Genomic DNA, 23343 nt, shown 5'->3' on the forward strand with positions numbered 1-23343 from the left:
GGACAAGGCCAAACATCTGAAGTTCCAGGCCCGTGGCATGTGCATGGCCCTTGCTTTCGGAGGCGAACCTTCTTGCTCCCGAAAGGTCTGGTTCATGGCTTCATCGACGTCGCTGAAAGCTTGCATGTTCGCGGTGGTGTGGGGACTGGCGGGCTGCCATTCCGACGAGCAATCCCCGGCCGAGCGGGAGCCGCCTCCACCGGGGGCGCTCGTCGCCTCGGAGAAGGAGCGGGTGAGGTCTCCCTCCGTCTCCGACGTGGACTTCGCGGCGCTGGTCGCCGGCAACACCGACTTCGGCGTGGCGCTCTACCGTCGGCTCGCCGAGCCTGGAGAGAACGCCGCCGTGTCTCCCCTCAGCATCACCCGGGCCTTCAGCCTGGTGTACGCCGGAGCACGCGGCGAAACCCAGGCGCAGATGGCTCGGACGCTGGGCTTCACGCTGCCCGCGGAGCAGCTGCACCCGGCGCTCAATCGGCTGGACCTGGCGCTCCAGGAGCAGGTGGGGCAGGCGCATGGCGACAAGGGGCCGGCGCCGACGTTCCGCGCGGTGAATGCCCTCTGGGGACAGCAGGGCTATCGCTTCGAGCCCGCCTACCTGGACGTGCTCGCCGAGCACCACGGCGCGGGCTTGCGCACGGTGGACTTCGCCGCGGACCCGGACGGCGTACGCCGCGCCATCAACGACTGGGTCTCCGGCGTGACGGCTGACCGCATCTGGGATCTGATTCCCCAGGGGGAGGTGCGCGCCGACACGCGACTGGTCCTGGCCAATGCCCTCCACTTCAAGGGGGCCTGGCGTACGCCGTTCCCTGCCCAGGCCACGAGCCCGAAGACCTTCCATGGCCTGGCGGGTGGCACGACGCAGGTCCCGATGATGCACACCTCGTGGTCGTTCCCCTTCGCGCGTGGAGAGGGCTATGACGCCATCGCGCTTCCCTACGTGGGCCGCGCCTTTCGCATGCTCGTCATCGTCCCCGACGCGGGACGCTTCCAGGAGGTGGAGCAGCGCCTGTCCGCCGCGTTCCTGGACACCGTGCGAGCGAACCTGAGCGAGCGGCACATGCTGCTGCGCTTCCCTCGCTTCGAGGTGAGGCAGTCGGCCGCCCTGGGGGATGCGCTGAGCTCGCTGGGAATGGAGGATGCCTTCTCCGACCGCGCGGACCTGTCTGGCATCACCAGCGAGGAGCGACTGATGCTCACTGGCGCGCAACATCAGGCTTTCGTCGCCGTGGACGAGGCGGGCACCGAGGCCGCCGCCGCGACCGCCGTCGAGATCGGGCCCGTGTCGCTTCCTCCCGAAGTCCACGTGGACCGCCCGTTCGTGTTCGTCATCGAGGAGGTGGCGACGAGGAGCGTGCTCTTCCTGGGTCGGGTCGTGAGCCCCTGAGGCGACGAGGCGCATCGGTTCGACCCATCCGATGACACATGACGGGCTCCGGGATGAAGCTCCGGAGCCCGTATCGGGGCGTGAATGGATGAGCGTGAACGCCCGCCGCCAGACACGTCAGAAGCGCTCATGTGTGCCAATCCCTGCCCCGAATCTTCTCGGGATGCAAGGTGCAAGGTCAGCAGCAGTTGCTTGGCTTCCGCGCGATGACGGCGATGAGGACGGCGATGTTGATGAGCAGTTGTGCCAGCACGACGGCCAGGTAGGCGCCCCCGGACGTGAAGAGGCCCACGACCATGAGGATGAGCGACGCGCAGTTGAGGGCGATGGAGACCCAGTTCCCCATCAGCATGTCACCCAAAACCTTGCCGAGTGTCCCCGCGACGTAGAGTGCCTTGATGACCTTGATGACGGTGCTGCCACTGGTCGCGCCCTTGGCCGCCTCGCCGATGGCCTTGAGCAGGGGCGTGCTCTCGCCGACGACCTTGCTCAAGGAGGAGACGGCTCGGCTCGCGGAGAAGCCCAGGCCCACGACGGTCAGGAACAGGCAGAGGGACGTCGCGGCGACGGAGACGACCCAGCCGATGCACTCCGTGTCGACGGCCAATTCCATCCGTCCGCACTCGACGGGGCCCTTGGCGGTGTGGTGGTAGAAGACATACGCGGCGCCCTCCACCTTGCCGGCGATGGCGCCCACCGGCATGCCTCCGGGGCCGTTGCCCTTCGACAGTCCAAGATAGAGATTGTTCCGGAACAGCGAGCGCAGGCGATCCTTCAGCGCCCCGGGAACCGAGGCGAGCACCGGCTCGTAGGCGGCGATGATGGCTTGGATCTGGTCGGGCGAGAGCGGGCTGTTCGCGGGGTAGGGCACCTCGTCGCGGGACCAGCGCACAGCGGGTTCGAGCCGCGCGGACGAAGGCTCCACCGCCAGCTGGGTCGAGGCGGTCCCGGGAGGAGGCGTGGACTCCGACGGAGGGGTGCTCACCGTGGCGGGGAAGGCCGTGTTGAGGAGCACCGGCGGATTCCCTGTCACCTGGTTGGTGAGCATGATGCTGCTCCAGGCGTAGTACGCGACGCAGCCCTCCGCGTCCGCGGGCGATTGCGACATGTACTGCTGGACCTCGTTGGCGGAGATGGCGCGGGACCAGAGCGCGGCCGCCTGGAGGTATCCCTGGAGGTCGCTGAGGGTGGACCCGGCGGTGTCCGGGCTGTACGTCGCGCCGAACAGCCACACCGGGTTCGCCAACACCGGCAGGGTGCACGGGATGGTCAGGTCATGCGAGCCGTCGAGGTAGATGAGGACCGTGGAGTTGCTGTACGTGGCCGCCAGGTGATGCCAGGTGCCCGGGGGCAAATGGATGCTGTTCCCCCAGCCGCTGGAGCCTCCCGCCGTATCCAGCTTGAACTCGAGGTTGAAGCCTCCACCATTCCACTGCACGCCCAGGGAGCAGCCGTAGCCGCTGTCCCGGTCCCTGCATGAGAACAGGGTTCGGGACGACTCCTGGAAGTCGGAGGGCGCGTCGAGGTTGAACCAGCCCTGCACGCTGAAGGGGGCTCCGTCCGCCGCCACCGTGAGCGCGTCGCGGGGCGAGGGCTGGACACCCGTGTTGATCAGTCGCAGCGCCGGGGCGACCATCAACACCTGGGCGCCGCCCTGGAAGGTGGCCGCGTTGTGATGATTGCCGGAGACGTCGTTGCTCGAGCCGTCGACGAAGCTGTAACACGCGGCGAGGTGGGTGCTCGGCGAGGGGATGTCCCACGTGGGGAGGCGCTCGCCCTCGGGCAGCGCCGTGGACCAGAACGCGACGTTGATGAACTGCGCGTCCACCGTGCTCCCCAGGCTGAACGGGGCGTTGGTCGTGGTGGGGCCGGAGATGAAGCCCTCGATGACCGGCGTGCCATTCGCCCACAAGGTGTAGCTGCCCTGGGTGGTTCCCTGCGACTCGAAGACCAGCAGGAGGTACTGCCATTGGCCTGGCAGCAGTTCGATCTCCGCGCACTGTGGCGTGTTCATCCCAGGGAGCTGCAGGGTGGGGAGCAGCCCATGCAGTCCGATGGAATAGGAGGTGCCGGACCGCAGCAACACCCCGTCATAAGCGGGCGCTCGGGGGTTCAACCAGAAGCCGATGGAGTAGGAGCTGCTCCCGCTCAGGTCGATGGGGCTCGACGTTCCGAGTTGGATGCTCTGTCCGAAGTGGACGTCCGCGGCGCCGTACTGGTAGGTGGGTCTCATGGCGCGGAGCGCATAGCAATGGGTGCGCCAGCTCGGCCCATCGAGGAGCTCGCCCGGTGAGGTCCTGGTTCGGGGGCGGGTGAGCCGACCTGGCGCGTCCGGTCGCAACGCAGTTGCGTCTCGCCGGGCCGCATTCGCGCACGAGGGCGAGAGGTATTCGAGACCCACCGGGCTCGTCTGCCGCTGGAGGCGCGTCAGACCTCCTCGAAACTTGCTCCCGTGACCAATAGATCACCTCTTCCGAGGCAAAGTCCCCGCCGGATGGAGCTCACAGCTGATTGGCGCGTTCGTTCAAGCCCGGGTGACCTGGCCTCCCTATCCTGGTGATGACGCTGTCACCAGGAGGGCTTGCATGGATGTGTTTCGTTTGTCTCGCGCGGGGCGGCTCGTGCTCGTCGCGCTGACGAGTCTGGTGGGTTGCTGGGGTTGTGCTTCATCTCCGACCCGGGCCGTGGTCTTTCCCTCGGAGCCCCTTGCTCCGGCGGAGGTCCGTGCTCCGGGCGCCGTGCTCATGGTCCTCTCGGCGGCCTCCGAGCAGAAGCTCGCGGATGGGAGTGTTCGTCAGACGGGCGTCTTCCTGAACGAGTTCTACGAACCCTACAAGGTGCTCGTCGACGCGGGATATCAGGTCGTGCTCGCGACTCCCGGTGGCCGTGTTCCTTCGTTCGACCCGGAGGGGATGGATCCGAAGTACTGGAAGGAGCACCCCGAGGCGCTCGAGGCGGCCAAGGCGATGGTGACTCGATTGGATGCGCCGGTCTCCATCTCCGACGTCCGGGGCCGTGCGGAGGAATTCCAGGCGCTCCTCGTGCCAGGAGGGCAGGGCGTCATGGTGGACCTGCTCCACGATGCGGAGCTGCACGGGCTGTTGATCGACTTCGGCGCCTCGGGTCGGCCCGTGGGACTCGTCTGCCACGCCCCGGCGCTGCTCTCGCGACTGCCTCCGGATGCGAGCCCCTTCGCGGGGCGACGCGTCACCTCGGTGTCGGGATTCGAGGAGTGGTACATCGAGACCTTCGTCATGGGGGCGCGCGCGGAGGTTCGTGGCATCGGCGACCAGCTCGATGACGCGGGCTACCTCCATGAGACGGCTTTCCCTGGTCGCTCGCGGGCCGTGCGCGATTGCAACCTGGTGACGAGCCAGAACCCGTTCTCCGGGGCGGACTTCAATGCGAGCTTCCTGGCGGCGCTCGGTGATTGGCGCAACGGGGGCCGTTGTGCGCAAGAATCCGGCGGGACGGAGAAGGCCACCCGCTGACGAGGGCTCGCGGACCATGGAGGACCAAGGCGTCATGACGAGCCCGGCCTTGCGCCGGGTGCTCGAGGCCACGGTGGCCCGTTCCTACCCGGAGATCGCCACCGGTGGGCGCGACAAGGTCGCCATCCTCCAGGCCGTCCTGGACGCGCATGGCTGGCGCCCGGTGCTGGAACTGGGACTCATGCTTCGGACCCTGTCCGCACATCCGGTCCTGCGTGCGCTCGGGGCCGGGGCGACTCCCTGGCACACCATGGAGCGGTGGCAGACGCTCGAGCGGTTCCTGCACTCGCGTCACCGCACCCGGTTCGTCGAGCGTGACGCGAGCCTCACGCGGATGACCCTTCAGCACGTGGCCATCGATGGGGGCAGGATTCGCGCGGTCAATGACCTGTTCATCTGGGGCGTGCTGATCGCCGTCTTGGAGTCCGCGGGCTTCACGGGGATCACCGTGTCGCTCGCGTCGACGGAAGGACGCTCCGTCGTCATCCATGGAGGGCGGGGCCCCAAGGTGCTACCGGCGAAGACCGATGTGGCGACCTTCGCCTGGAAGTCACCGCGGGACGTTCCTGTTCGCGAGAGTCCAGCTCCAGGCGAGGAGTCGCGGTCGGTCCGGGACCGGCTCCAGAAGCTGATGAGCGTGGACCTGCTGCATCCATGGACCTTGGAGGAGTGCGCGCAGCGACTCATCCTCTCCCGCCGAGGACTTCAGCGAGCCCTGCAGTCCGAGGGGACGACGTTCTCCGCCACCCTGCAGCGCACGCGGGTCGAGGCCGCGCATGCGCTGCTCGGTGAGCCGGAGCTGACCTTGACGGATGTGGCGTTCTGCACGGGCTTCGCCGACCAGGCCCATTTCTCGCGGACGTTCCGCAAGTTCAACGAGGTCCCGCCATCCGCGCTGCGAGGGCTCCTGCGATAGCTGGCGGTCAGCCCTGGTCGCCGCGGAAGCCGATGGGCCCTTCGCCGTTGTAGGTCATGGTCCCCGTGAGGGATTGGCCGCCGTTGGGCGAGGTCAGGTCCAGGTTGATGACGTTCTGCCCCTGGCGCGAGCCGAGGACGAAGGTGCCGCCTGGATTCCACGGGGCGGTCGGCCCGCCCCACTGGTTCTCGACGGCGTAGTTGTTCGGACTGGTGAGGGTGGCGCGGAAGCCGATGGGGCCCTCTCCGCTGTAGGTCATGGAGCCCGTCAGCGTCTTTCCTCCATCACTGGAGGAGACCTTCATGGCGACGACGTTCTGCTTCTCCCGACCACCAATCGTCCACGTGCCACCCGGATTCCAAGGAGCCGACGAGCCGCCCCATTGGTTCTGCACCTTGTATGAAGACATACCTGGCACTCCTGTGTTTGTGGGTTGAGGGCCCAAAGACAGGCTTTGTCCAACGTCAATCCGGGTGGGAGGCGCCTGGAGTCGTCTCTGGGGTGCGCGGAGGATAAACAGACCGAATTCGAGTGCGCCGAGGAAATCACCAAGTGTGGAGGGCTGATCAGTAGGCATGCGATGGGGACTAGCCCCTCGGTCCCGGGTCGTTGGGTTGAAGCTGTCACATGATGCTGACTGGGGCCTGCGTCGTCAGACCTCCTTCGCCGGGAATTCATCGCCGAAGGCTTGGCGAAGCGGTGCCGTAGTCCCGGTGCTTCTCGCGCTGGCGAGGAGGCGGTTGAGCGTGAGGAGGCGTGCGTGGAATTCCACCATCTGCTGATGAGTCATCCACTTGAACACATCGTCGTGGGGCGCCTTGGGGAAGAGGAGCGACAGCCGTGGCGTGTTCCTGGCCGTCGATGGGTTCCACGTGCTCCCGAAGCCATTGATCATGGCGTCGACCAATGCCGATGTCGCGTTCAGGTCGTCGTATTCACGGCCTTCTCCAGCGAACCTCGCCATGGGACGGAACCACTTGTAGGCCGCGACAGTCAGACTCAATCCGGTGGGGGCTGCAGATCCTTCGAGCGAGAAATGCTGGTCCTTCCATCTCTTCAGGTATCGAATCACTCTGCGGAACTGCTCGGCATCCTCGCCCGTGAATTGGTTCTCGACTGCCGCCATGAATCCCTTGCGGTCGTCTGCTTGCCACTCTTGCTGGTCTGCGGCTGAGTGCTGCTTGCCGACCGCCAGCCTCAATCCACCCGTTCCTGGGTCTCGCGCCATGATGGCCAGGTCGACGTGGTAGATGGGCTCTCTCTCCTGCTGGTAATAGACGGTGAGGCAGGGGCGGCGCCATTCGACGCGCTTCGTGTGTGTCTTGATGGCTTCGTAGACCCAGCCCTTGACTTCGACAGGGGTGTAGTCCCGATAGCTGAAACTGAACTCAATCCCGACGTCGATGTCGTAGTCTCCACCCAAGGGTTTGATGCCCGTGCCCATGGCGTAGCTGCCCTGGTCGAAGGGCTGGAAGGTCATCCTCTCTCCCTTGGGGCCTCGGATGTTCTCTCGAATCCTCGTCAAGACCCTGTCTCGCTTCTCGATGAGTTCTGCGTTCTCGCTGAATCGCTTGAGTTTGATGGCTTCATGGAATGTGCGGAACAAGGGCTGCATCGACATGGCTGACTCCTTTGATAAGCGAAGAATACTCTGCGGTTCAGCGAATCATCGGCTCGAAGGCTGGACGGAGGGCTTCCCGCAATCCTTTGGGCGAGCGCGCCGTGAACTGTGCGAGCAGTCGGGTGATGGAGAAGTCGGTGCGAGGACCGACTCGATGGAGCTGCCCGTCGTGATAGAGCGCCAGCTCAGGGGTACTCGGTGACAACTCAAGGGAGAAGAAGATGCGCTCTCCACGAGTGTGGAGCTCGGGACCCGCCAGCTCGATGATGGGACGATGCGCGAGGATGGAGAGGACCGTGCTCAGGGGCGTTGCCTCCCCACGCCCCGCTCCTCGCCCTAGCAAGAGACTCTGCCATGCCCAGATGAGGTATCGGTTGATGCGACGAACCTGCATTTCGGAGGGCGGAGGCCCCTCGTCATCGAACGCCCACATCGTGTTGGTGGCGATTTCCACCAAGCCTTGGAAGAAGAGCCTGACATTAGAGACGTCGCTCGGGGCCGACAGTCGTGTCAGGGCATATTCGTGCAGCATCGCCCAGACATCCGCGTGGTAGTCCATCTCCTCCAAGACCTTGGGGAAGCGGCCGATGCCCGGACTGGTGAAGCTGGTCAGCACTTGTCGCCCGCGGTGCGCGAGTTCATGGAGGACGAGCATCCGAAGCGCGCGATGTCTCGATGCCTCATCCGGGAGTCGATCCGCGAGCCGCGAGAGCCAGTGATCGTCCAACTGCCAGCGATTCTCTGTCGGCTCGAGGCTGAAGCTGTCCGCGACGCTGCGGGTCGTGATGTCCACGCTCATTTCGAGCAAGGAGGTCTCAATCAGGGTCGGCAGGTGCAACCATGAATGAGTGAATGCTGCGTACTCCGTAGCGCTTGAGAAGACTTGAGAGAGCCAGCCCTCCGCCTTCGCGGTCTTCGCCATCCCCTTCATCCGCTCCAGGTCTTTCTTGAGCTGTTCGCGGTCACGCTGTGCCTGGACCACCTGCTCCGCCGTCAGCTCGGGACGCGTCACGGGAGGTGGTGCGTTCACGAGGATGGCTCGCACATGATTCGCCGCGCCGTCCGCGTTCCGAGCGTATTGGTAGGTCTGCACGGGCGGGTGCATCGTCGGGCTGATCTGCGCCCCCATCAGGAGCGCCATACCGGGCTGGACGGAGGCGAACAGGTGGACACGCCCGACCCCCGTGAACTTGTCGCCGAGGGTGTCCAGAGCCTCTCGAAAGGCCTGCGCCACGCGCTGTAGGTCCTCCTGGTTTGAGAACGCGTCTTCGGACGGCGGCGACAATGAGATGTCCACATCGAAGATGGGAGTGTTGACCACTCGGCGCGTCAGCATGGCATCGACGACATGAGAGGTGGAGACCCGGATGATTGCATCCCCCGCCGTGCGGTCCCGTTCCTGGGGTAGGACCATCCGGAGCGGGGACGCCGTTCGCTCTGCTTCTTCCTCGCCCCAACCCCAGGTCCGGCTGACATGGTGGTGGGGAACGACCTCGATTTGCTGCCAGGTTCCGAGCAGGACGCCGAGATGGATGGCGAGGGGAATGGGGCAGGAGCCGAAGTACACCACCTTGTAGTCGGGATTCGCCTTGCGAAGTGGCTCCAACTCCTGGTGGAACAGGGCCTCTTGTTCTCGCTGCGCGGCGCTCCAGTCACGCGAGCGCAGTGCCTGCGCGGCAATCGCTTCCATTCGCAACTCGACGAGAACTTGCGGTAGGCCCCTGTAGGTCGAGGGGAGCGCCTCGACCATCTCCCGATGCGAAACCGGGAACTGGTGGGTGTGGGCAACAAGGATGAGACCGCTGGGCGTGTTGTTGGGTAGGGGCATGAAAGGGTCCTCATCGCCAGAGATGCCGTCCGCGGCAGATTCCCTCGCGGAGAGTTCATTTTATTCTCGGGGGGCTATCGACCCATCCGCGATGGGAGACCTCGACTGTTGCCCAGGATGGACGCTCCAGGCGGGCCGGCGTAGGGTCCGCGCCGTTTCCACCCTTTCTCCCGAGTGAGCACCCATGGTCTCGGCCATCTTCAATCCGGCCCGCTGGAAGCCCGTCGAGGGCCCCAAGTTCAAGGACATCACCTTCCACCGCGCGGTGGACCAGGGCACCGTCCGCATCGCGTTCAACCGCCCCGAGGTGCGCAACGCCTTCCGCCCCCGCACCGTCGACGAGCTGTCCCGCGCCCTCGAGGCCACCCGCTTCATGACCGACGTCGGCTGCGTCCTCATCACCGGCAACGGCCCGTCCCCCAAGGACGGCGGCTGGGCCTTCTGCTCCGGCGGTGACCAGCGCATCCGCGGCAAGGACGGCTACAAGTACGAAGGCGAAGAGGGCGAGTCCGACCCCGCCCGCCTCGGCCGCCTCCACATCCTCGAGGTCCAGCGGCAGATCCGCTTCCTCCCCAAGGCCGTCATCGCCGTCGTCCCCGGCTGGGCCGTCGGCGGCGGGCACAGCCTCCATGTCGTCTGCGACATGACCATCGCCAGCCAGGAACACGCCGTCTTCAAGCAGACCGACGCGGACGTCGCCAGCTTCGACGGCGGCTACGGCTCCGCGCTGCTCGCCCGACAGATCGGCCAGAAGCGCGCCCGGGAGATCTTCTTCGTCGGCGCCAACTACTCCGCCCAGGAGGCCTTCCAGATGGGCATGGTCAACGCCGTGGTCCCCCACGAGAAGCTCGAGGACTTCGCCCTCGAGTGGGCCGCGGAGATCAACACCAAGAGCCCCACCGCCATCAAGATGCTCAAGTACGCCTTCAACCTGCCCGATGACGGAATGGTCGGCCAGCAGCTCTTCGCCGGCGAGGCCACCCGCCTGGCCTACGGCACCGACGAAGCCCAGGAAGGCCGCGACGCCTTCGTCCAGAAGCGCAAGCGCGACTTCAAGCGCTTCCCCTGGTCCTACTGACTCCTCGCGCCTCGACCCGCTTCGGTGTCTCCCGGAGCGGGTCGCGCGCGTTCCCTGCCTACGCCGTGACGACCACCGAATCGGCCGAGCGCTTCGAGGGACCGTGGAACACGGCCTCGATGTTGTTCCCATCCGGGTCCAGCATGAACGCCGCGTAGTACCCCGGGTGGTACGGCCGCTCACCCGGCGCGCCGTTGTCCTTCCCGCCCGCCGCCAGCGCCGCCTCGTAGATGCGGTGCACCGTCTCGCGGTCCTTCGCCTGGAAGGCCAGGTGCACGCTGGAGGTCTTCGTCGAGCCCGGGTCCACCGGCGACACGAACAGCTCGTCCGCGAAGAAGTGCCCCGGCCCGTGCGCGCCGATGGGGATGCCCAGCACTCCCAGGATGGCCTGATAGAACCGCCGACTTGCCTCCAGGTCACGGGTGCGCAGGTGCACGTGGTCGAACATCCGGCCGCGATGGAATTCCATGGTTGCTCTCCGCCGATTTGTGCACCCCTAATGGGGTACGCGTGTGAGGAGGCGCGAGGCTGCCATGAAACCCCACTTCCTGACGTTCTTCTGTGAGCTGGCACCGGGCCCGCTCGGCGAACTGTTCGACACTGAAGGCGTCCTCGAGGACCTGCGCGAGATGCGCGCGGGCGTGAGCCTGGGGCTCGTGGATCTGACCGGCGAGCGCGCCCAGGTGGTCCGCCGCCTCAACCGCGAGGGCATTCCCGTCACCGCGTGGCTCCTGCTCCCTCCCGAGCAGGGCTACTGGTTCCACGCCGGCAACCTCGTGCAGGCCCGCGCGCGCTACGAGGCCTTCCGCACCTGGTCCTCCCAGCACGACCTCGAGTGGGCGAGCGTGGGCCTGGACATCGAGCCCGACATCGAGGAGCTGCGCCGCTGGGCCCGCGCGCCCCTGAGAAGCCTCCCGGGAATGCTGTCGCGCCTCATCCTGCGCGGAGGCCGCTCGCGCGACGCCAAGGCCGGCTACCGCGCGCTCGTCGAGCGCATCCGCGCGGATGGCCACAAGGTGGACACGTACCAGTTCCCCTTCATCGTCGACGAGCGCCAGGCGCGCTCCTCCGTCCTGCGCCGCGTGGCGGGCATGCTCGACGTGCCCACGGACCGCGAGGTGCTGATGCTCTACACCAGCTTCGTGCGCCCCCAGGGCCCCGCGCTGCTGTGGAGCTACGCGCCCGGCTCCACCTCCATCGCCGTGGGCAGCACGGGCGGCGGCGTGGAGCTGCCGGGGCTGCTCGCGTCAGCTCCGCTGGATTGGACCGAGCTGTCGAGAGACCTGCGACTGGCGGTGCGGTGGACGCACGACCTGCACGTGTTCAGCCTGGAGGGCTGCGTGAAGCAGGGCTTCCTGCCCCGGCTGCGCGACTTCAACTGGGACGCGCCCGTGGAGCCGCCCTGGGTGGACTCCCGGCGCGTGGACGCCGTGCGCCGGGCCGCGCGCAGCGTGCTCGGCGTGTCGGGCCGCCTGCTGCGCTGAAGCGAGCAGGGCAGCGCACATCCGGCGGGCGGGAAGGCGCCTCGCGTCAATGTGCGGCGGCGGACGGGAAGGGTTGACGCTCGGGGCGCACGGCAGTGTCATGCGCCCCGACTCCCCGAGCTTCAAGCCCCCGCAGGCTCGGGATGGGAACGCCATGACCGACTCCTGTCCGACGACGAAGCTCCTCGGCGCGCTCGTGCTCTCCACGAGCCTGCTCACGGCCGCCCCCGCCGTGGCCGCCGCGCCCGTCAACTCCACGACCGTCCCCAACGGAGGCTTCGAGACCGCGGGCGGCGCCTCGTCCGTGCCCGCGTTCTGGACGGCCCGGGGCTCGGGCAAGGTGTCCTCGAACGGCGCGAGCAAGGCGGAGGGCTCGCGCGGCCTGCTCATCGAGAGCCCGCAGGGCGGCGGAGAGACCACCGTCGAGTCCGGCGAGCTGAAGCTCCAGGTCGGCCAGCTCTACCGGCTGAGCGCGTGGGTTCGCACCCAGGGCGTCCAGGCGGACCCGCTCGCGCGTTATCCCACGCCCCACGGCGCGTGCGTCTCGATGAAGAGCTTCCCCTTCACCAACTGCACGCCCGCCACCAGCGCGGACGCGGGGGGCCGCGCCTCCGTCGTCTTCTTCGCCACCCAGGCCACGGACCGCGTGCAGCTCCACCTGGGCCGCAACGGCAAGGCCACCGGCTCCGTCTGGTACGACGACGTGCGCGTCGAGCCCGTGGAGGACATCAACGCGTACGTGCCGCTGGAGTCCGTGAGATGGGCGGGCAAGGGCTTCCGCTACGACGACGGCGGGTGGATCTACGTCCACATCGAGGGCGACCCGTACGAGCGCGGCCACCAGTTCGGTGAGCTCGTGCCGCAGGAGATCGTCCGCTACATGGAGAAGCTCGGCGTCCAGAAGGACAAGGCCGACCCGGCGAAGGGCTGGAGCCACCAGCGGCTGCTCGCGGACTCGCTCTTCCTGCGCAAGTTCGACCCCGAGTACCTGGAGGAGATGAAGGGCATCGCGGACGGCGCGAACAAGGCCGGGGCGAAGTTCAAGGACCGCCCGCTGGACCTCATCGACATCGTCACGCTCAACACCGCCGTGGACGCGGGCCAGCTCGAGGAGGCCAACCGCGCCACCTCCACCTCGCTGTCCGGCCGCACCTTCCTCAAGGCAGAGGACGAGGCCGAGCGCGGAGGGAAGGGGGACCACTGCTCGTCCTTCGTCGCCACCAGGTCCGCCACCAAGGATGGCCGCGCCATCATGGGGCAGATCTTCATGTGGAACGGCTACACCGGCGTCCACTGGGACGTGGTGCTGGACGTGCAGCCCACGCGTGGCCACCGCTTCGTGATGCAGACCTTCCCCGGCGGCATCCACAGCGGCGCGGACTGGTTCATCAACGCAGCCGGCATCGTCATCGGCGAGACGACGGTGGGCCAGACGCCGTTCGACCCGAACGGCACGCCGCAGAGCAACCGCATCCGCAAGGCCGCGCAGTACGCGTCCTCCATCGACGACGTCGCGCGCATCATGAAGGACCAGAACAACGGCCTGTACACCAACGACTGGACGCTCGCGGACACGAAGACGGACGAGGGCGCGTGCCTGTTGCTCGGCACGAAGAAGACGCGTCTGTGGCGCACCGGCAGCAAGGGCAACGCCGCCGACACGCCGGGCAACCTCAAGGACTTCATCTGGGCGAACAACAACAACCGTGACCTGGAGGTCCGCAAGGAGTCCGTCTCCAACCCGGACAACGCCCCCGCGGACCTGGCCTTCAACACGTGGAACCGCGACATCGCCTTCTGGGAGTACTACCAGCAGCATGGCAAGAAGGGCTTCGACCTGGACTCGGCCATCCGAATGCTGGCCTCCAGCCCCATCAACCGGCCCCACGCGTGCGATGGGAAGATCACCACGTCCGAGATGGCCGAGAAGATGATGTTCCTGGCCCACTACGGGAAGACGACGCTGCGCGAGAAGATGATCGGCAGCCGCTTCATGCCGGACCTGCCCGGCGCCACGCCGCACCTGTCCCTGGGCTACACGACGTTCAGCCCGCTCTACGTCTCCGCCAAGCTCAAGCAGGCCCAGAAGACGTGGAAGGCGCCCGAGGAACCGCAGGCCCTCAAGCGTGACTTCTCCCGCGTGAAGGACGCCGTCGGCTTCGACGAGAAGCTCCTGTGGTCCAACACGCTCTTCCCCGCGACGGATGGCGAGAACTGGCTGGTCAGCGGCACCGCCGCGTACTGGAAGCTGCTCAAGGACGTCTCCGGGCAGGAGGGCAAGCAGGACAAGGCGTTCGAGGCGCAGCGCGACGTGCTCGCGGACCTCAATGACCGCTTCCTCTTCACCACCTCGCGCGAGGCGGATGTCGCGCCGGCCACCGCGAAGACGGAGTACGGGCGCTACGGCACGTACCTGGTGCCTCGGGTCAAGGGCACCTTCGCGCTGCACCAGCTCCGCCTGCTCGTGGGCAACGAGGGCTTCAGCAAGGTGATGAACGCCGTGCACGCGAAGTACGCGAACAAGGACATCACCACCGCGGACTTCAAGCGTCTGGCGCAGGAGGCATCGGGCAAGGACGTGAGCGCCTTCGTCGGTCAGTGGCTGGAGCGCACGGGCCTGCCGCAGCCTCGCTTCAAGGCGAGCGCGGCGCAGGTGAAGGACGGCTACGAGGTGACGCTGAAGGTGGAGCAGCCGGGCCCCAAGCCCTGGCACTTCGTCACGCTGGTGGAGGTGCGCACCGCGAAGGGCTCCACGCTGGAGCGCATCGAGGTGAAGGCCGCCGCGAACGAGACCTTCGTCCTGAAGACGGCCGAGGCGCCGGTGCGCGTGGTGTTCAACGCGGGCAACGATGTGCCCGTGGTGCGTGAGCGCTTCCAGGTGCTGGGCAACCAGACGGACGCGTGGGAGCGGCTGCTGCTGGTGCACGGCACCGCGCGCCAGACGGAGTCCATGCGCACGCTGGCGCTGGGCTACCGCGAGGTGCTCGCGGATGTGTTCACCGAGCGGCTGGTCCCCATCGCGCCGGACGCCGAGGTGACGGACGCGCAGCTCGCGGACCGGGACCTGGTCCTCTTCGGTGGCGCGGAGGACAACGCGCTGCTCGCGCGGCTGGCGTCCGAGAAGAAGCTCCCGGTGGAACTGGGGCGGCGCTTCTTCCGCTGGCAGGGGAAGACCTATGGCCGCCCGGATGACGGCATCGCGATGGCGCTGCCCAACCCGTGGAACCCGAAGCGCGCGCTGTATCTCTACGTCGCGAACAGCGGCCTCCAGCTGTGGCAGATGACGCGGACCTATCAGCGCAACCTGCAGGGCTGGGCCGTGTTCCGCGGTGGGGACGTGGCCTCGAAGGGCTTCCACGACCTGGATGCCCTGTCCCAGGACGTCGCGGTGACGCCGGCTCCGCCCGCGACGCCGGCCCCCACGACTCCCGCCGCGCCCGTTCCGGCGCCCGTGATGGGTCAGCGCTGACGCATCGACCCCGAGGCGAGCCCTGATGGAGGGCTCGTCGTCGTGGGGGCGGTGGGCAGCGCCCCCTGGTCGCCGTGGTGGACCGAGGGGCGAGCTCTCCGGAACGGCTCGGAGGGCGTCGAGACCAGGTGCGCCGTGGCGGACCAGGCGGCGAACCCGACTGACGGGTTCGTCGTGAAGTGCCCGGGGGCGTCGGTGCTTGGCGCTTGTCCTCGAGGCGGACCGCCACAGGGCCAGGCGCCGTCGTGGAGGGGCGCTCTGGACGCCGTGGATGCGTCGGACGGGCTCAAGTCGGCGGGCCCTGACGCCGTCGCCTCACGGGAGCACGGTCAGCGCGCGGGCTCTCACGCTCGGAGCGACCCGCGAGGGGCTCGCGGGTCTGCTCTGACGGAGACCTGCGTGAGAGCCAGGAAAGAGGGGAATGGCCCGGATGGCACGACCCGAGGAATAGGGTGGCCGCCCGTGTGTTTTTCCCGTCTGCCTGGATGGACGCCGGCCCTTCGGGTCCGGCAGATTCCGGCGTCCCCCAATTCTCCCGGAGCCTCATGAGCCCCAAGAAGTTCATTGCCCACCGAGCCTGGGCCAGCAGCGCCCTCGGCACCCTTCTCCTGACTGGCTGCGCCAGCGCGCCCCAGCCCGCGCCCACCGCCGAGACGCCTCCGGCCGTCGAGGCCGCGCCCGCCGCCGAAGCGCCTCCCGTGGCCGAGGCCCCCGCCGCCGCTCCCGCGGCACCCGCCGCCGTGGCCGAGGCTCCCGCCGCGGCGCCCGTCGTCGAGGAGGTCTCCGAGGAGGCCGTGCGCCGGCTGGGCGTGGAGCTGAAGAACCTGGATCGCGCCGTCCGGCCGCAGGACGACTTCTACCAGTTCGTCAACGGCACCTGGCTGAAGACCACGCCCATCCCCGCGGACCGCGCTCGCTACGGCACGTTCATCGAGCTGGCGGACAAGTCCGAGCTGGCGATGCGCGCCATCATCGAGGAGGCCGCCGCCGCGAAGAAGCGCCCCGCGGGCTCCACGCCGCAGAAGGTGGGCGACCTCTACAACAGCTTCATGGACACCGCGCGCATCGAGAAGCTGGGCCTCAAGCCCGTGGCTTCGGAGCTCTCGCGCGTCAAGGCGCTCAAGAGCAAGGCGGGCCTGCCGGAGCTGTTCGCGGAGATGCAGCGCAACGGCCTGCAGACGCCGTTCGTCATGTACGTGGGCCAGGACCAGAAGCAGGCCACGCGCTACATCGCGCAGGTCAGCCAGAGCGGCCTGGGGCTGCCGGACCGCGACTACTACACGAAGACGGAGCAGCGCTTCGTCGACATCCGCGCCGCGTACCTGACGTACATCGAGAAGCTGCTCACGCTGGCGGGTGAGAAGGACGCGAAGAAGGCGGCCGAGGACATCTTCGCGCTCGAGGCGAAGCTGGCCGAGAAGAGCTGGGACCGGGTGAAGAACCGGGACCGCGAGGCCACCTACAACCTGAAGACGGTCCAGGAGCTGGACGCGCTGACGCCCGGCTTCTCGTGGGCGCGCTTCCTGAAGGCCACCGGCGCGCAGAAGACGCCCGGTGTCATCGTCCGTCAGCCCGACTTCCTCCAGGCGCTGGCGCAGACGGTAGAGGCCACGCCGCTGCCCGTGCTCAAGCAGTACCTGACGTACAAGGTGCTGTCCGGCCGTGCGCCGATGCTGTCGTCCGCCTTCGAGCAGGCGTCCTTCGAGTTCTACGGCAAGACGCTGCAGGGCCTGCAGGAGAACCGTCCGCGTTGGAAGCGCGCGGTGACGGCGGTGGAGGGCTCGCTGGGCGAGGCCGTGGGCCAGCTCTACGTGGAGCGGCACTTCTCGCCGGCCTCCAAGCAGCGGATGCAGGAGCTGGTGGCGAACCTGCGCGAGGCGTTCCGTCAGGGCATCGACGGGCTGGACTGGATGAGCGCCGAGACGAAGGCGCAGGCCCAGGCGAAGCTGTCCAAGTTCAACGTGAAGATCGGCTACCCGGACAAGTGGCGTGACTACTCGCGCCTGAAGATCGTCCCCGGGGAGCTGGTGGCCAACGTGCGCCGCAGCGAGGTGTTCGACCACGCGTACATGGTGAGCAAGCTGGGCAAGCCCATCGACCGTCAGGAGTGGGGCATGACGCCGCAGACGGTGAATGCCTACTACAGCTCCACGATGAACGAGATCGTCTTCCCGGCCGCCATCCTCCAGCCGCCGTTCTTCAACCCGGATGCGGACGACGCGACGAACTACGGCGCCATCGGCGCGGTCATCGGCCACGAGTTCAGCCACGGCTTCGACGACCAGGGCAGCCGCTCGGATGGTGACGGCAACCTGCGCAACTGGTGGACGGAGCAGGACCAGGCGGGCTTCAAGCAGCGCACGGCGGTGCTGGTGGAGCAGTACTCGGGCTTCAGCCCGCTGGAGGCCATGAAGGTCAACGGCGAGCTGACGCTGGGCGAGAACATCGGCGACCTGAGCGGCCTGGCGGTGGCGTACAAGGCCTACACGCTGTCGCTGCAGGGCAAGGAGGCGCCCTCCATCGCCGGCTTCACGGGCCCGCAGCGCTTCTTCCTCGGCTGGGGGCAGATCTGGCGCGGGCTGTACCGCGACGATGCGATGCGCCAGATGCTGTTGACGGATCCGCACTCGCCGCCGCAGTACCGTGTCAATGGCGTGCTGCGGAACATGACGGAGTTCTACGAGGCGTTCGGCGTGAAGGAAGGCGACGCCGCGTACCTCGCTCCCGAGAAGCGCGTGAAGATCTGGTAGTGCGCTCCCATGCCCCACGGTCCGACCTGGACGGTGGGGTGTGGACGTGAGGGCGTGCCGGGGCCGGGTGGACAGGGGCTCGCGGATGTTTAGGCTGGGGGACTCCTGTCCCCGAGGTCTTGCTCCGTGAGCCCCATCCTGCTTCGGCTCGTCTGTGGTCTGTTGTTCTCCGCGCTGGTGTTGGGCGCCGTGGTGCGTCCTCCGGAGAACCTCACGCAAGGCCTGGGCATGTTGCTGCCCGCCAGCATGCTGCTCGGCGTGGCCCTCAAGGGCCCCCGGCGCAACCTCATCCCCAAGAAGAAGGCCGCGCCGGCGTCGCCCTCGCTGCCGGACGTCTGACGTTGAACCCGCCAGACGCCGGCGCGATGTGACTCAGCCCTTCTTCGCCGTGGGCTTGTTGATGTTGGCGAAGAAGTCGTTGCCCTTGTCATCCACCACGATGAACGCCGGGAAGTCGACGACCTCGATCTTCCACACGGCCTCCATGCCCAGCTCCTCGTACTCGAGGACCTCCACCTTGGTGATGCAGTCCTTGGCCAGTCGCGCCGCGGGACCACCGATGGAGCCCAGGTAGAAGCCGCCGTGCTTCTTGCACGCGTCCGTCACGGCCTGCGAGCGGTTGCCCTTCGCCAGCATCACGAAGCTGCCACCCTCCGCCTGGAACTGGTCCACGTACGCGTCCATGCGACCCGCCGTCGTCGGACCGAACGAACCGGACGCGTAGCCCTCCGGCGTCTTCGCCGGACCCGCGTAGTACACCATGCGGTCCTTCAGGTACTGCGGCATGCCCTCGCCCCGGTCCAACCGCTCCTTGAGCTTCGCGTGCGCGATGTCGCGCGCCACCACCATCGGCCCCGACAGCGACAGGCGCGTCTTGATGGGGTAGCGCGACAGCTCCGCCCGCAGCTCGCTCATCGGCCGGTTCAGGTCCAGCTTCACCACCTCGCCGCCCAGGTCCGACTCCGTCGTCTCCGGCAGGTACTTCGCCGGGTCCGCCTCCAACTGCTCCAGGTAGACGCCGTCCCGGGTGATCTTCCCGAGGATCTGCCGGTCCGCCGAGCACGACACCGCGATGGCCACCGGACACGAGGCGCCATGACGCGGCAGGCGGATGACCCGCACGTCGTGGCAGAAGTACTTGCCGCCGAACTGCGCGCCGATGCCCATGCGCTGCGTCAGCTCCAGCACCTTCTGCTCCAGCTCCACGTCGCGGAAGCCCCGGCCCAGCGCGTTGCCCTCCGTGGGCAGCGTGTCCAGGTACCGCGCGGAGGCGTACTTCGCCGTCTTCAGCGCGAACTCCGCGGACGTGCCGCCCACCACGATGGCCAGGTGGTACGGCGGACACGCCGCCGTGCCCAGCGAGCGGATCTTCGCGTCCAGGAACGCCAGCAGGCTCTGCGGATTCAGGACCGCCTTGGTCTCCTGGTACAGGTAGCTCTTGTTCGCCGAGCCGCCACCCTTGGCCATGAACAGGAACTTGTAGGCGTCACCCGCCGTCGCGTAGAGCTCGATCTGCGCGGGCAGGTTGTTGCCGGTGTTGACCTCCTTGTACATGTCCAGCGGCGCCATCTGCGAGTAGCGCAGGTTGGACGTGCGGTACGTGTCGAACACGCCCCGGGAGATGGCCTCCTCGTCGCGCCCGTCCGTGAGGACGTGCTGGCCCTTCTTGCCCATGACGATGGCGGTGCCCGTGTCCTGGCAGGACGGCAGCACGCCACCAGCGGCGATGTTCGCGTTCTTCAGGAGCTCCAGCGCCACGAAGCGATCATTCGAGGACGCCTCGGGGTCCTTCAGGATGTTCGAGAGCTGGCCCAGGTGCCCGGGACGCAGCAGGTGGGCGATGTCGCGCATCGCCTCGCGCGTCAACAGGGAGATGGCCTCCGGCGCCACCTGGATGAAGGAACGCCCGGCGGCCTCGATGGGCGTGACGTAGTCCTTCGTGAGCAGGCGGTAGGGCGTCTCGTCCTTGCCCAGCGGAAGCATTTCCTGGAACTGAAAGTCGGTCATCTCACGGCCTTTTCGAGGAGTCTCCGGCGCCGAGGAGTAGCCCCCCGTGGCTCAGTCGTCCAGGGGTTCGAAGGAGGACTTCGGAGACATGCAATCCGGGCACATCCAGTCGTCCGGGAGGTCTTCGAAGGCCGTCCCCGGGGGGATGCCGGTGTCGGGGTCGCCCAGAGCGGGGTCATAGATGTGCTCGCACGCGGTGCAGCGGTAGCGCCTGGCCTTGGACATGGAGTGAGGATAGCGCGGTCTGGGAGGGGAGGGGGCCTGACGGTCGTCTGGTGGTCAGCTTGCCCGGCTGACAACTCGCGGAGGGCCCAGGTTGTGCGATGCTGTGGACCCCCGTGGCTTCCTCTTCCGTCCAAGCACTGTGGCTCGGCATCCTGGCTCTCGCGAGCGCCACGGCGCGCGCGGCCGAGCCCTCCTCCGTCGAGCAGCGCGCCCGCGAAGACCTGGACCGTCAGCTCCAGGCGCTGGTCAAGACGCCTCCGCCCGAAATCGTCATCACCTACGAGGGCCTGCCCGGCGCCGGCGGCGCGCGGGCCTACAAGCTCCTCGAGGTGGACTTCATCCTCAATGGCCAGCCGCTGGCGGTCCCCGGGCTGGACGTCCTCAGCGGCCCCGGTGTCCACCGGCTCGCGGCGCTCAAGGTGGACGAGGGCTCGTACACGCTGGTGTCGCGCGTCACCTACACCAACAACGACACGTGGAACCTCTTCAGCGAGGAGAGCGGCTTCCTCTGGAAGATGACGGCGTCCGTCACGTTCCAGGCGCAGAAGGGGCTGCGCATGAAGGTGCGGGTGCTCCCCGGCATCAACCCCACCGCGCCGGACCCCCGTCTCAAGCTGAAGCTCAACCATGACGTGTCGGCGGAGATGACCGCGCAGCTCGCGGACGCCTCGCTGGTCGAGGACGCGGGCACGCCCGCCGTGGTGGCCCGGGCGCCGGTGACGCTGCCCCTGCCGCCTCCGCCGGTGACGCCGCCGCCCACGACCCAGCCGCTGGCGATGGCGCCGCCCCCCGTGGCGACGCCGGAGCTGGGGCCGGTGGCGCCGGGCAAGCTGCTGTTGAAGGTGCTGTCGGGCAAGAAGCCGGTGGAGGCCACGGCGTATGTCCGGGGCAAGGGCGCGCCGCAGCAGGTCATCCTCGAGAAGAGCGCGAAGAAGCCCGTGCCGGTGATGCTGCCTCCGGGCGAGTACACCGTGGACGTGCTCTCCAAGGGCTTCCTGGCCCAGACGCGTCAGGTGAAGGTGACCCGCGAGCGCGAGGCCACGGTGTCCTTCACGCTGACGAAGGCGCCGGCGAAGAAGACGGCGCAGGCCAGCGTGAAGAACGAGCGGGTGGAGCTGCCCAAGCCGCCGCGCTTCGCGGAGAAGCAGGCCGCGCCGCGCAAGGGGTCCACGGGTGACATCGCGCTGCTGGTGGACATGCTGGTGCGGGACGAGTCGCTGAAGCTGCGGCTGGAGGGGCACACGGACAACCGCGAGGCGCCCGCGACGGCCCGGCAGGCGCTCTCCGAGGCGCGTGCGAAGGCCCTGGCGGACGCGCTGGTGCGCGAGGGGCTGAATCCCACGCGCATCGAGACCGCGGGCCTGGGGGACACCCGTCCCAAGGCGCCCAACCTGATTCCTCGCGGCCGTGAGCTGAACCGCCGCGTGGACATCGTGCTGGTGCGCGGCAAGTAGCGCGGGCCGCGCCCGCGTCCCCGGATGGGCTAGTGTCTCCCTCGAAGGGGGGAGTCCATGCGTGCCATCTGCTTCACGGGAGTGCTGCTGCTAGGCGGTGCGGTCCTCGTCACGTCGTGCGCCGGAGCCGAGCCGGAGGAGACAGCGACGGTCTCCAGTCAGCGGCTCGAGGCGTACCGGGAGCCCGACTCGGAGGTGTACGTCGTCGAGGGTGACCTGGCCTTCGATGGCGCGTCGGCGCTCCGGGCGTACCTGGAGCCTTCGGAGGGGCCGGGCCTCGTGGTGGGCTGTCCCGAGGGTGTCATCGTCAAGTGGACGCCCTCCGAGGCGCGCGACCTGCGCTACTGCGTCAGCACGGCGTTCGGTGCGAGGCACGCGGTGGTGGTGAACGCGTTGAACCAGGCGGCGGCCGCGTGGGAGGCGGCGGCCAACGTGGACTTTCTCCACGCGTACAGCTTCGACGGCGCGTGCACGGCCTCGCAGGCAGGGGTCATCTTCGATGTCCGTCCCGTCAACGGCGCGGCCTACTACGCGCGGGCGTTCTTCCCGAACGCGGCTCGCTCGGCGCGCAACGTCCTCATCGACACCACGGCCTTCGGCTCCATCGCGCCGTACACGCTGGCGGGCCTGCTGCGGCACGAGTTGGGACACGTGCTGGGCTTCCTGCACGAGCCGAGCGCCACGTGTCCGGGGCAGGCCAACACATGCCCGCTGACGGACCCTGACCCGGCCTCGGTGATGCACTATCCCGGGTGCGGACGCATCGCGGGCGATCTGGTGCTGAGCCGCTTGGATGCCCAGGCCGCGGGCTTCTTGTACCCGTAGGCGTCAGCGGCCCGCGGCGCGCGGCTTCGGGGCGGGCGCCACGCGGTACTCGCCCGTCTTCGTGTCGATGCTCGTGCGCGGCACCCGCCGGCTCTCCTCGAACCCGGTATACGCGGGCGCGAGGCTCCGCCAGAGGGCGAGGAGCTTCGCGTCCGTCCCCGCCTGGGCCTCCAGCGCCGTCATCCCCGCCGCGTCGAGCCTGCGCGGGAAGATGTGGATGATCGGGTCCCGCTTCGTGTGCGCGCGCGTGTCGAGGGCCATCAGGTACAGCTCCTCGATGGGGCCGTCCTCGATGGCGATGCACCCGATGCTCACGCAGTCCCCGTGCACGTAGATGTCGCCGCCGAGCGAGACACCGGGCGTCTTGTGGTGCTTGTCCGCCGCGTTCGGATAGCTGACCCGCATGGACAGGTGGTAGCTGCTCACCGGGTTGAAGAGGTCGATGGTGTAGAAGCCCTCGGGGACCTGCAGGTCTCCCTGCCTCCGCTTGGGGCCGAGCTCGCCGGACGCGGCGCAGAAGGGATAGGTCCGCACCTTCACCAGGGGCCCGTCCTTCGGACCCGCCCAGACCTCCAGCTCGCGCTCGTGCTTGAAGGCCCGCACGTAGAGCTGCTCGGTGGGCCACGGGGTCTTCGCCGCGGCGAAGAGGGCGGTGACGTCCTTCATGCGGCCCTGGCGCGCCGTGGCGACGCGGTCCTTGGCCTGCGCGCCCAGCGCGACGAGGACGCCCAGGAGGCTGACGATTCGGAAGAGGGAAGGGCTCATCGCGGCTTGGACACCGCGTGTCCCGGCATCGTTCCCGCGCTGT

17 protein-coding genes and 1 pseudogene are annotated in these 23343 nt (G+C 67.9%); 10 read left to right on the top strand and 8 right to left on the bottom strand.

Annotation, left to right across the window (positions count from 1 at the left end):
- The first annotated feature begins 124 nt into the window (after nt 1-124).
- Complete coding sequence (locus tag AC6JA9_RS19470; RefSeq protein ID WP_497960400.1) at nt 125-1387, top strand: serpin family protein; 1263 nt, start codon at nt 125-127, stop codon at nt 1385-1387.
- Nucleotides 1388-1565: 178 nt separating this feature from the next.
- On the opposite strand, the gene AC6JA9_RS19475 is transcribed toward AC6JA9_RS19470, so the two are convergent.
- On the bottom strand, nt 1566-3620 hold the full coding sequence (locus AC6JA9_RS19475) for a LamG domain-containing protein (RefSeq protein WP_223751090.1): 2055 nt from the start codon (nt 3618-3620) through the stop codon (nt 1566-1568).
- A 352-nt stretch (nt 3621-3972) separates the two neighbouring features.
- Between AC6JA9_RS19475 and AC6JA9_RS19480 the strand changes: the two genes are divergently transcribed.
- Together AC6JA9_RS19480 and AC6JA9_RS19485 are read left to right on the top strand one after the other, a co-directional pair.
- On the top strand, nt 3973-4878 hold the full coding sequence (locus tag AC6JA9_RS19480) for a type 1 glutamine amidotransferase domain-containing protein (RefSeq protein ID WP_426746582.1): 906 nt from the start codon (nt 3973-3975) through the stop codon (nt 4876-4878).
- Nucleotides 4879-4912: 34 nt separating this feature from the next.
- The gene (locus AC6JA9_RS19485; protein ID WP_497960402.1) at nt 4913-5794 is read left to right on the top strand and encodes a helix-turn-helix transcriptional regulator; all 882 of its coding nucleotides are present in this window, start codon (nt 4913-4915) and stop codon (nt 5792-5794) included.
- Between the two features lie 16 nt (nt 5795-5810).
- On the opposite strand, the pseudogene AC6JA9_RS19490 reads toward AC6JA9_RS19485, so the two are convergent.
- The 3 genes and pseudogenes from AC6JA9_RS19490 to AC6JA9_RS19500 all read right to left on the bottom strand — a co-directional run.
- Nucleotides 5811-6203: pseudogene (locus AC6JA9_RS19490) on the bottom strand (lectin OAA family protein); the annotation flags it as partial.
- Between the two features lie 243 nt (nt 6204-6446).
- Nucleotides 6447-7415, bottom strand: a complete 969-nt coding sequence (locus AC6JA9_RS19495) for a nucleotidyltransferase domain-containing protein (RefSeq protein WP_473565675.1) — start codon at nt 7413-7415, stop codon at nt 6447-6449.
- A gap of 37 nt (nt 7416-7452) precedes the next feature.
- Nucleotides 7453-9243 (bottom strand): SAVED domain-containing protein, encoded by a 1791-nt coding sequence (locus AC6JA9_RS19500; protein ID WP_473565674.1) that lies wholly within the window; start codon nt 9241-9243, stop codon nt 7453-7455.
- A 184-nt stretch (nt 9244-9427) separates the two neighbouring features.
- Here AC6JA9_RS19500 and AC6JA9_RS19505 point away from each other — a divergent pair, with 184 nt between their 5' ends.
- Nucleotides 9428-10321, top strand: a complete 894-nt coding sequence (locus tag AC6JA9_RS19505; RefSeq protein ID WP_046713424.1) for a 1,4-dihydroxy-2-naphthoyl-CoA synthase — start codon at nt 9428-9430, stop codon at nt 10319-10321.
- 58 nt (nt 10322-10379) lie between these two features.
- On the opposite strand, the gene AC6JA9_RS19510 is transcribed toward AC6JA9_RS19505, so the two are convergent.
- Nucleotides 10380-10790 (bottom strand): VOC family protein, encoded by a 411-nt coding sequence (locus tag AC6JA9_RS19510; RefSeq protein ID WP_141330773.1) that lies wholly within the window; start codon nt 10788-10790, stop codon nt 10380-10382.
- A gap of 64 nt (nt 10791-10854) precedes the next feature.
- On the opposite strand from AC6JA9_RS19510, the gene AC6JA9_RS19515 reads away from it, so the two are divergent.
- The 4 genes from AC6JA9_RS19515 (at nt 10855) to AC6JA9_RS19530 (ending at nt 18363) form a co-directional block, all read left to right on the top strand.
- Nucleotides 10855-11805 (top strand): hypothetical protein, encoded by a 951-nt coding sequence (locus AC6JA9_RS19515; protein WP_223751095.1) that lies wholly within the window; start codon nt 10855-10857, stop codon nt 11803-11805.
- Nucleotides 11806-11959: 154 nt separating this feature from the next.
- Entirely contained in the window at nt 11960-15274 is a 3315-nt protein-coding gene (locus AC6JA9_RS19520) for a C45 family autoproteolytic acyltransferase/hydrolase (protein ID WP_497960404.1), read from the top strand.
- 545 nt (nt 15275-15819) lie between these two features.
- The gene (locus AC6JA9_RS19525) at nt 15820-18024 is read left to right on the top strand and encodes a M13 family metallopeptidase (RefSeq protein ID WP_267696429.1); all 2205 of its coding nucleotides are present in this window, start codon (nt 15820-15822) and stop codon (nt 18022-18024) included.
- A gap of 126 nt (nt 18025-18150) precedes the next feature.
- The gene (locus AC6JA9_RS19530) at nt 18151-18363 is read left to right on the top strand and encodes a hypothetical protein (RefSeq protein WP_223751098.1); all 213 of its coding nucleotides are present in this window, start codon (nt 18151-18153) and stop codon (nt 18361-18363) included.
- Nucleotides 18364-18396: 33 nt separating this feature from the next.
- Here the strand turns inward: AC6JA9_RS19530 and AC6JA9_RS19535 are convergent, their stop codons facing one another.
- Both AC6JA9_RS19535 and rd read right to left on the bottom strand, forming a co-directional pair.
- The gene (locus tag AC6JA9_RS19535; RefSeq protein ID WP_141331257.1) at nt 18397-20031 is read right to left on the bottom strand and encodes a fumarate hydratase; all 1635 of its coding nucleotides are present in this window, start codon (nt 20029-20031) and stop codon (nt 18397-18399) included.
- Nucleotides 20032-20082: 51 nt separating this feature from the next.
- Complete coding sequence (gene rd / locus AC6JA9_RS19540) at nt 20083-20256, bottom strand: rubredoxin (protein WP_063789776.1); 174 nt, start codon at nt 20254-20256, stop codon at nt 20083-20085.
- 113 nt (nt 20257-20369) lie between these two features.
- Between rd and AC6JA9_RS19545 the strand changes: the two genes are divergently transcribed.
- A complete protein-coding gene (locus AC6JA9_RS19545) occupies nt 20370-21710 on the top strand; it encodes an OmpA family protein (RefSeq protein ID WP_408890596.1) in 1341 nt (446 codons plus the stop codon).
- A 57-nt stretch (nt 21711-21767) separates the two neighbouring features.
- Nucleotides 21768-22535, top strand: coding sequence for a zinc metalloprotease (locus AC6JA9_RS19550; RefSeq protein ID WP_497960406.1), 768 nt, complete (start codon nt 21768-21770; stop codon nt 22533-22535).
- Between the two features lie 3 nt (nt 22536-22538).
- Here the strand turns inward: AC6JA9_RS19550 and AC6JA9_RS19555 are convergent, their stop codons facing one another.
- Nucleotides 22539-23300, bottom strand: coding sequence for a L,D-transpeptidase family protein (locus tag AC6JA9_RS19555; RefSeq protein ID WP_223751102.1), 762 nt, complete (start codon nt 23298-23300; stop codon nt 22539-22541).
- Nucleotides 23301-23343 lie beyond the last annotated feature (43 nt).

It is taken from the genome of Myxococcus sp. MH1, from assembly GCF_059738865.1.

What these genes read in the sequence shown, in the direction of transcription:
- AC6JA9_RS19470 (WP_497960400.1), top strand. Translation starts at nt 125, where the DNA reads ATGTTCGCGGTGGTGTGGGGACTGGCGGGCTGCCATTCCGACGAGCAA.
- AC6JA9_RS19475 (WP_223751090.1), bottom strand. Translation starts at nt 3,620, where the DNA reads ATGAGACCCACCTACCAGTACGGCGCCGCGGACGTCCACTTCGGACAG.
- AC6JA9_RS19480 (WP_426746582.1), top strand. Translation starts at nt 3,973, where the DNA reads ATGGATGTGTTTCGTTTGTCTCGCGCGGGGCGGCTCGTGCTCGTCGCG.
- AC6JA9_RS19485 (WP_497960402.1), top strand. Translation starts at nt 4,913, where the DNA reads ATGACGAGCCCGGCCTTGCGCCGGGTGCTCGAGGCCACGGTGGCCCGT.
- AC6JA9_RS19495 (WP_473565675.1), bottom strand. Translation starts at nt 7,415, where the DNA reads ATGTCGATGCAGCCCTTGTTCCGCACATTCCATGAAGCCATCAAACTC.
- AC6JA9_RS19500 (WP_473565674.1), bottom strand. Translation starts at nt 9,243, where the DNA reads ATGCCCCTACCCAACAACACGCCCAGCGGTCTCATCCTTGTTGCCCAC.
- AC6JA9_RS19505 (WP_046713424.1), top strand. Translation starts at nt 9,428, where the DNA reads ATGGTCTCGGCCATCTTCAATCCGGCCCGCTGGAAGCCCGTCGAGGGC.
- AC6JA9_RS19510 (WP_141330773.1), bottom strand. Translation starts at nt 10,790, where the DNA reads ATGGAATTCCATCGCGGCCGGATGTTCGACCACGTGCACCTGCGCACC.
- AC6JA9_RS19515 (WP_223751095.1), top strand. Translation starts at nt 10,855, where the DNA reads ATGAAACCCCACTTCCTGACGTTCTTCTGTGAGCTGGCACCGGGCCCG.
- AC6JA9_RS19520 (WP_497960404.1), top strand. Translation starts at nt 11,960, where the DNA reads ATGACCGACTCCTGTCCGACGACGAAGCTCCTCGGCGCGCTCGTGCTC.
- AC6JA9_RS19525 (WP_267696429.1), top strand. Translation starts at nt 15,820, where the DNA reads ATGAGCCCCAAGAAGTTCATTGCCCACCGAGCCTGGGCCAGCAGCGCC.
- AC6JA9_RS19535 (WP_141331257.1), bottom strand. Translation starts at nt 20,031, where the DNA reads ATGACCGACTTTCAGTTCCAGGAAATGCTTCCGCTGGGCAAGGACGAG.
- rd (WP_063789776.1), bottom strand. Translation starts at nt 20,256, where the DNA reads ATGTCCAAGGCCAGGCGCTACCGCTGCACCGCGTGCGAGCACATCTAT.
- AC6JA9_RS19550 (WP_497960406.1), top strand. Translation starts at nt 21,768, where the DNA reads ATGCGTGCCATCTGCTTCACGGGAGTGCTGCTGCTAGGCGGTGCGGTC.
- AC6JA9_RS19555 (WP_223751102.1), bottom strand. Translation starts at nt 23,300, where the DNA reads ATGAGCCCTTCCCTCTTCCGAATCGTCAGCCTCCTGGGCGTCCTCGTC.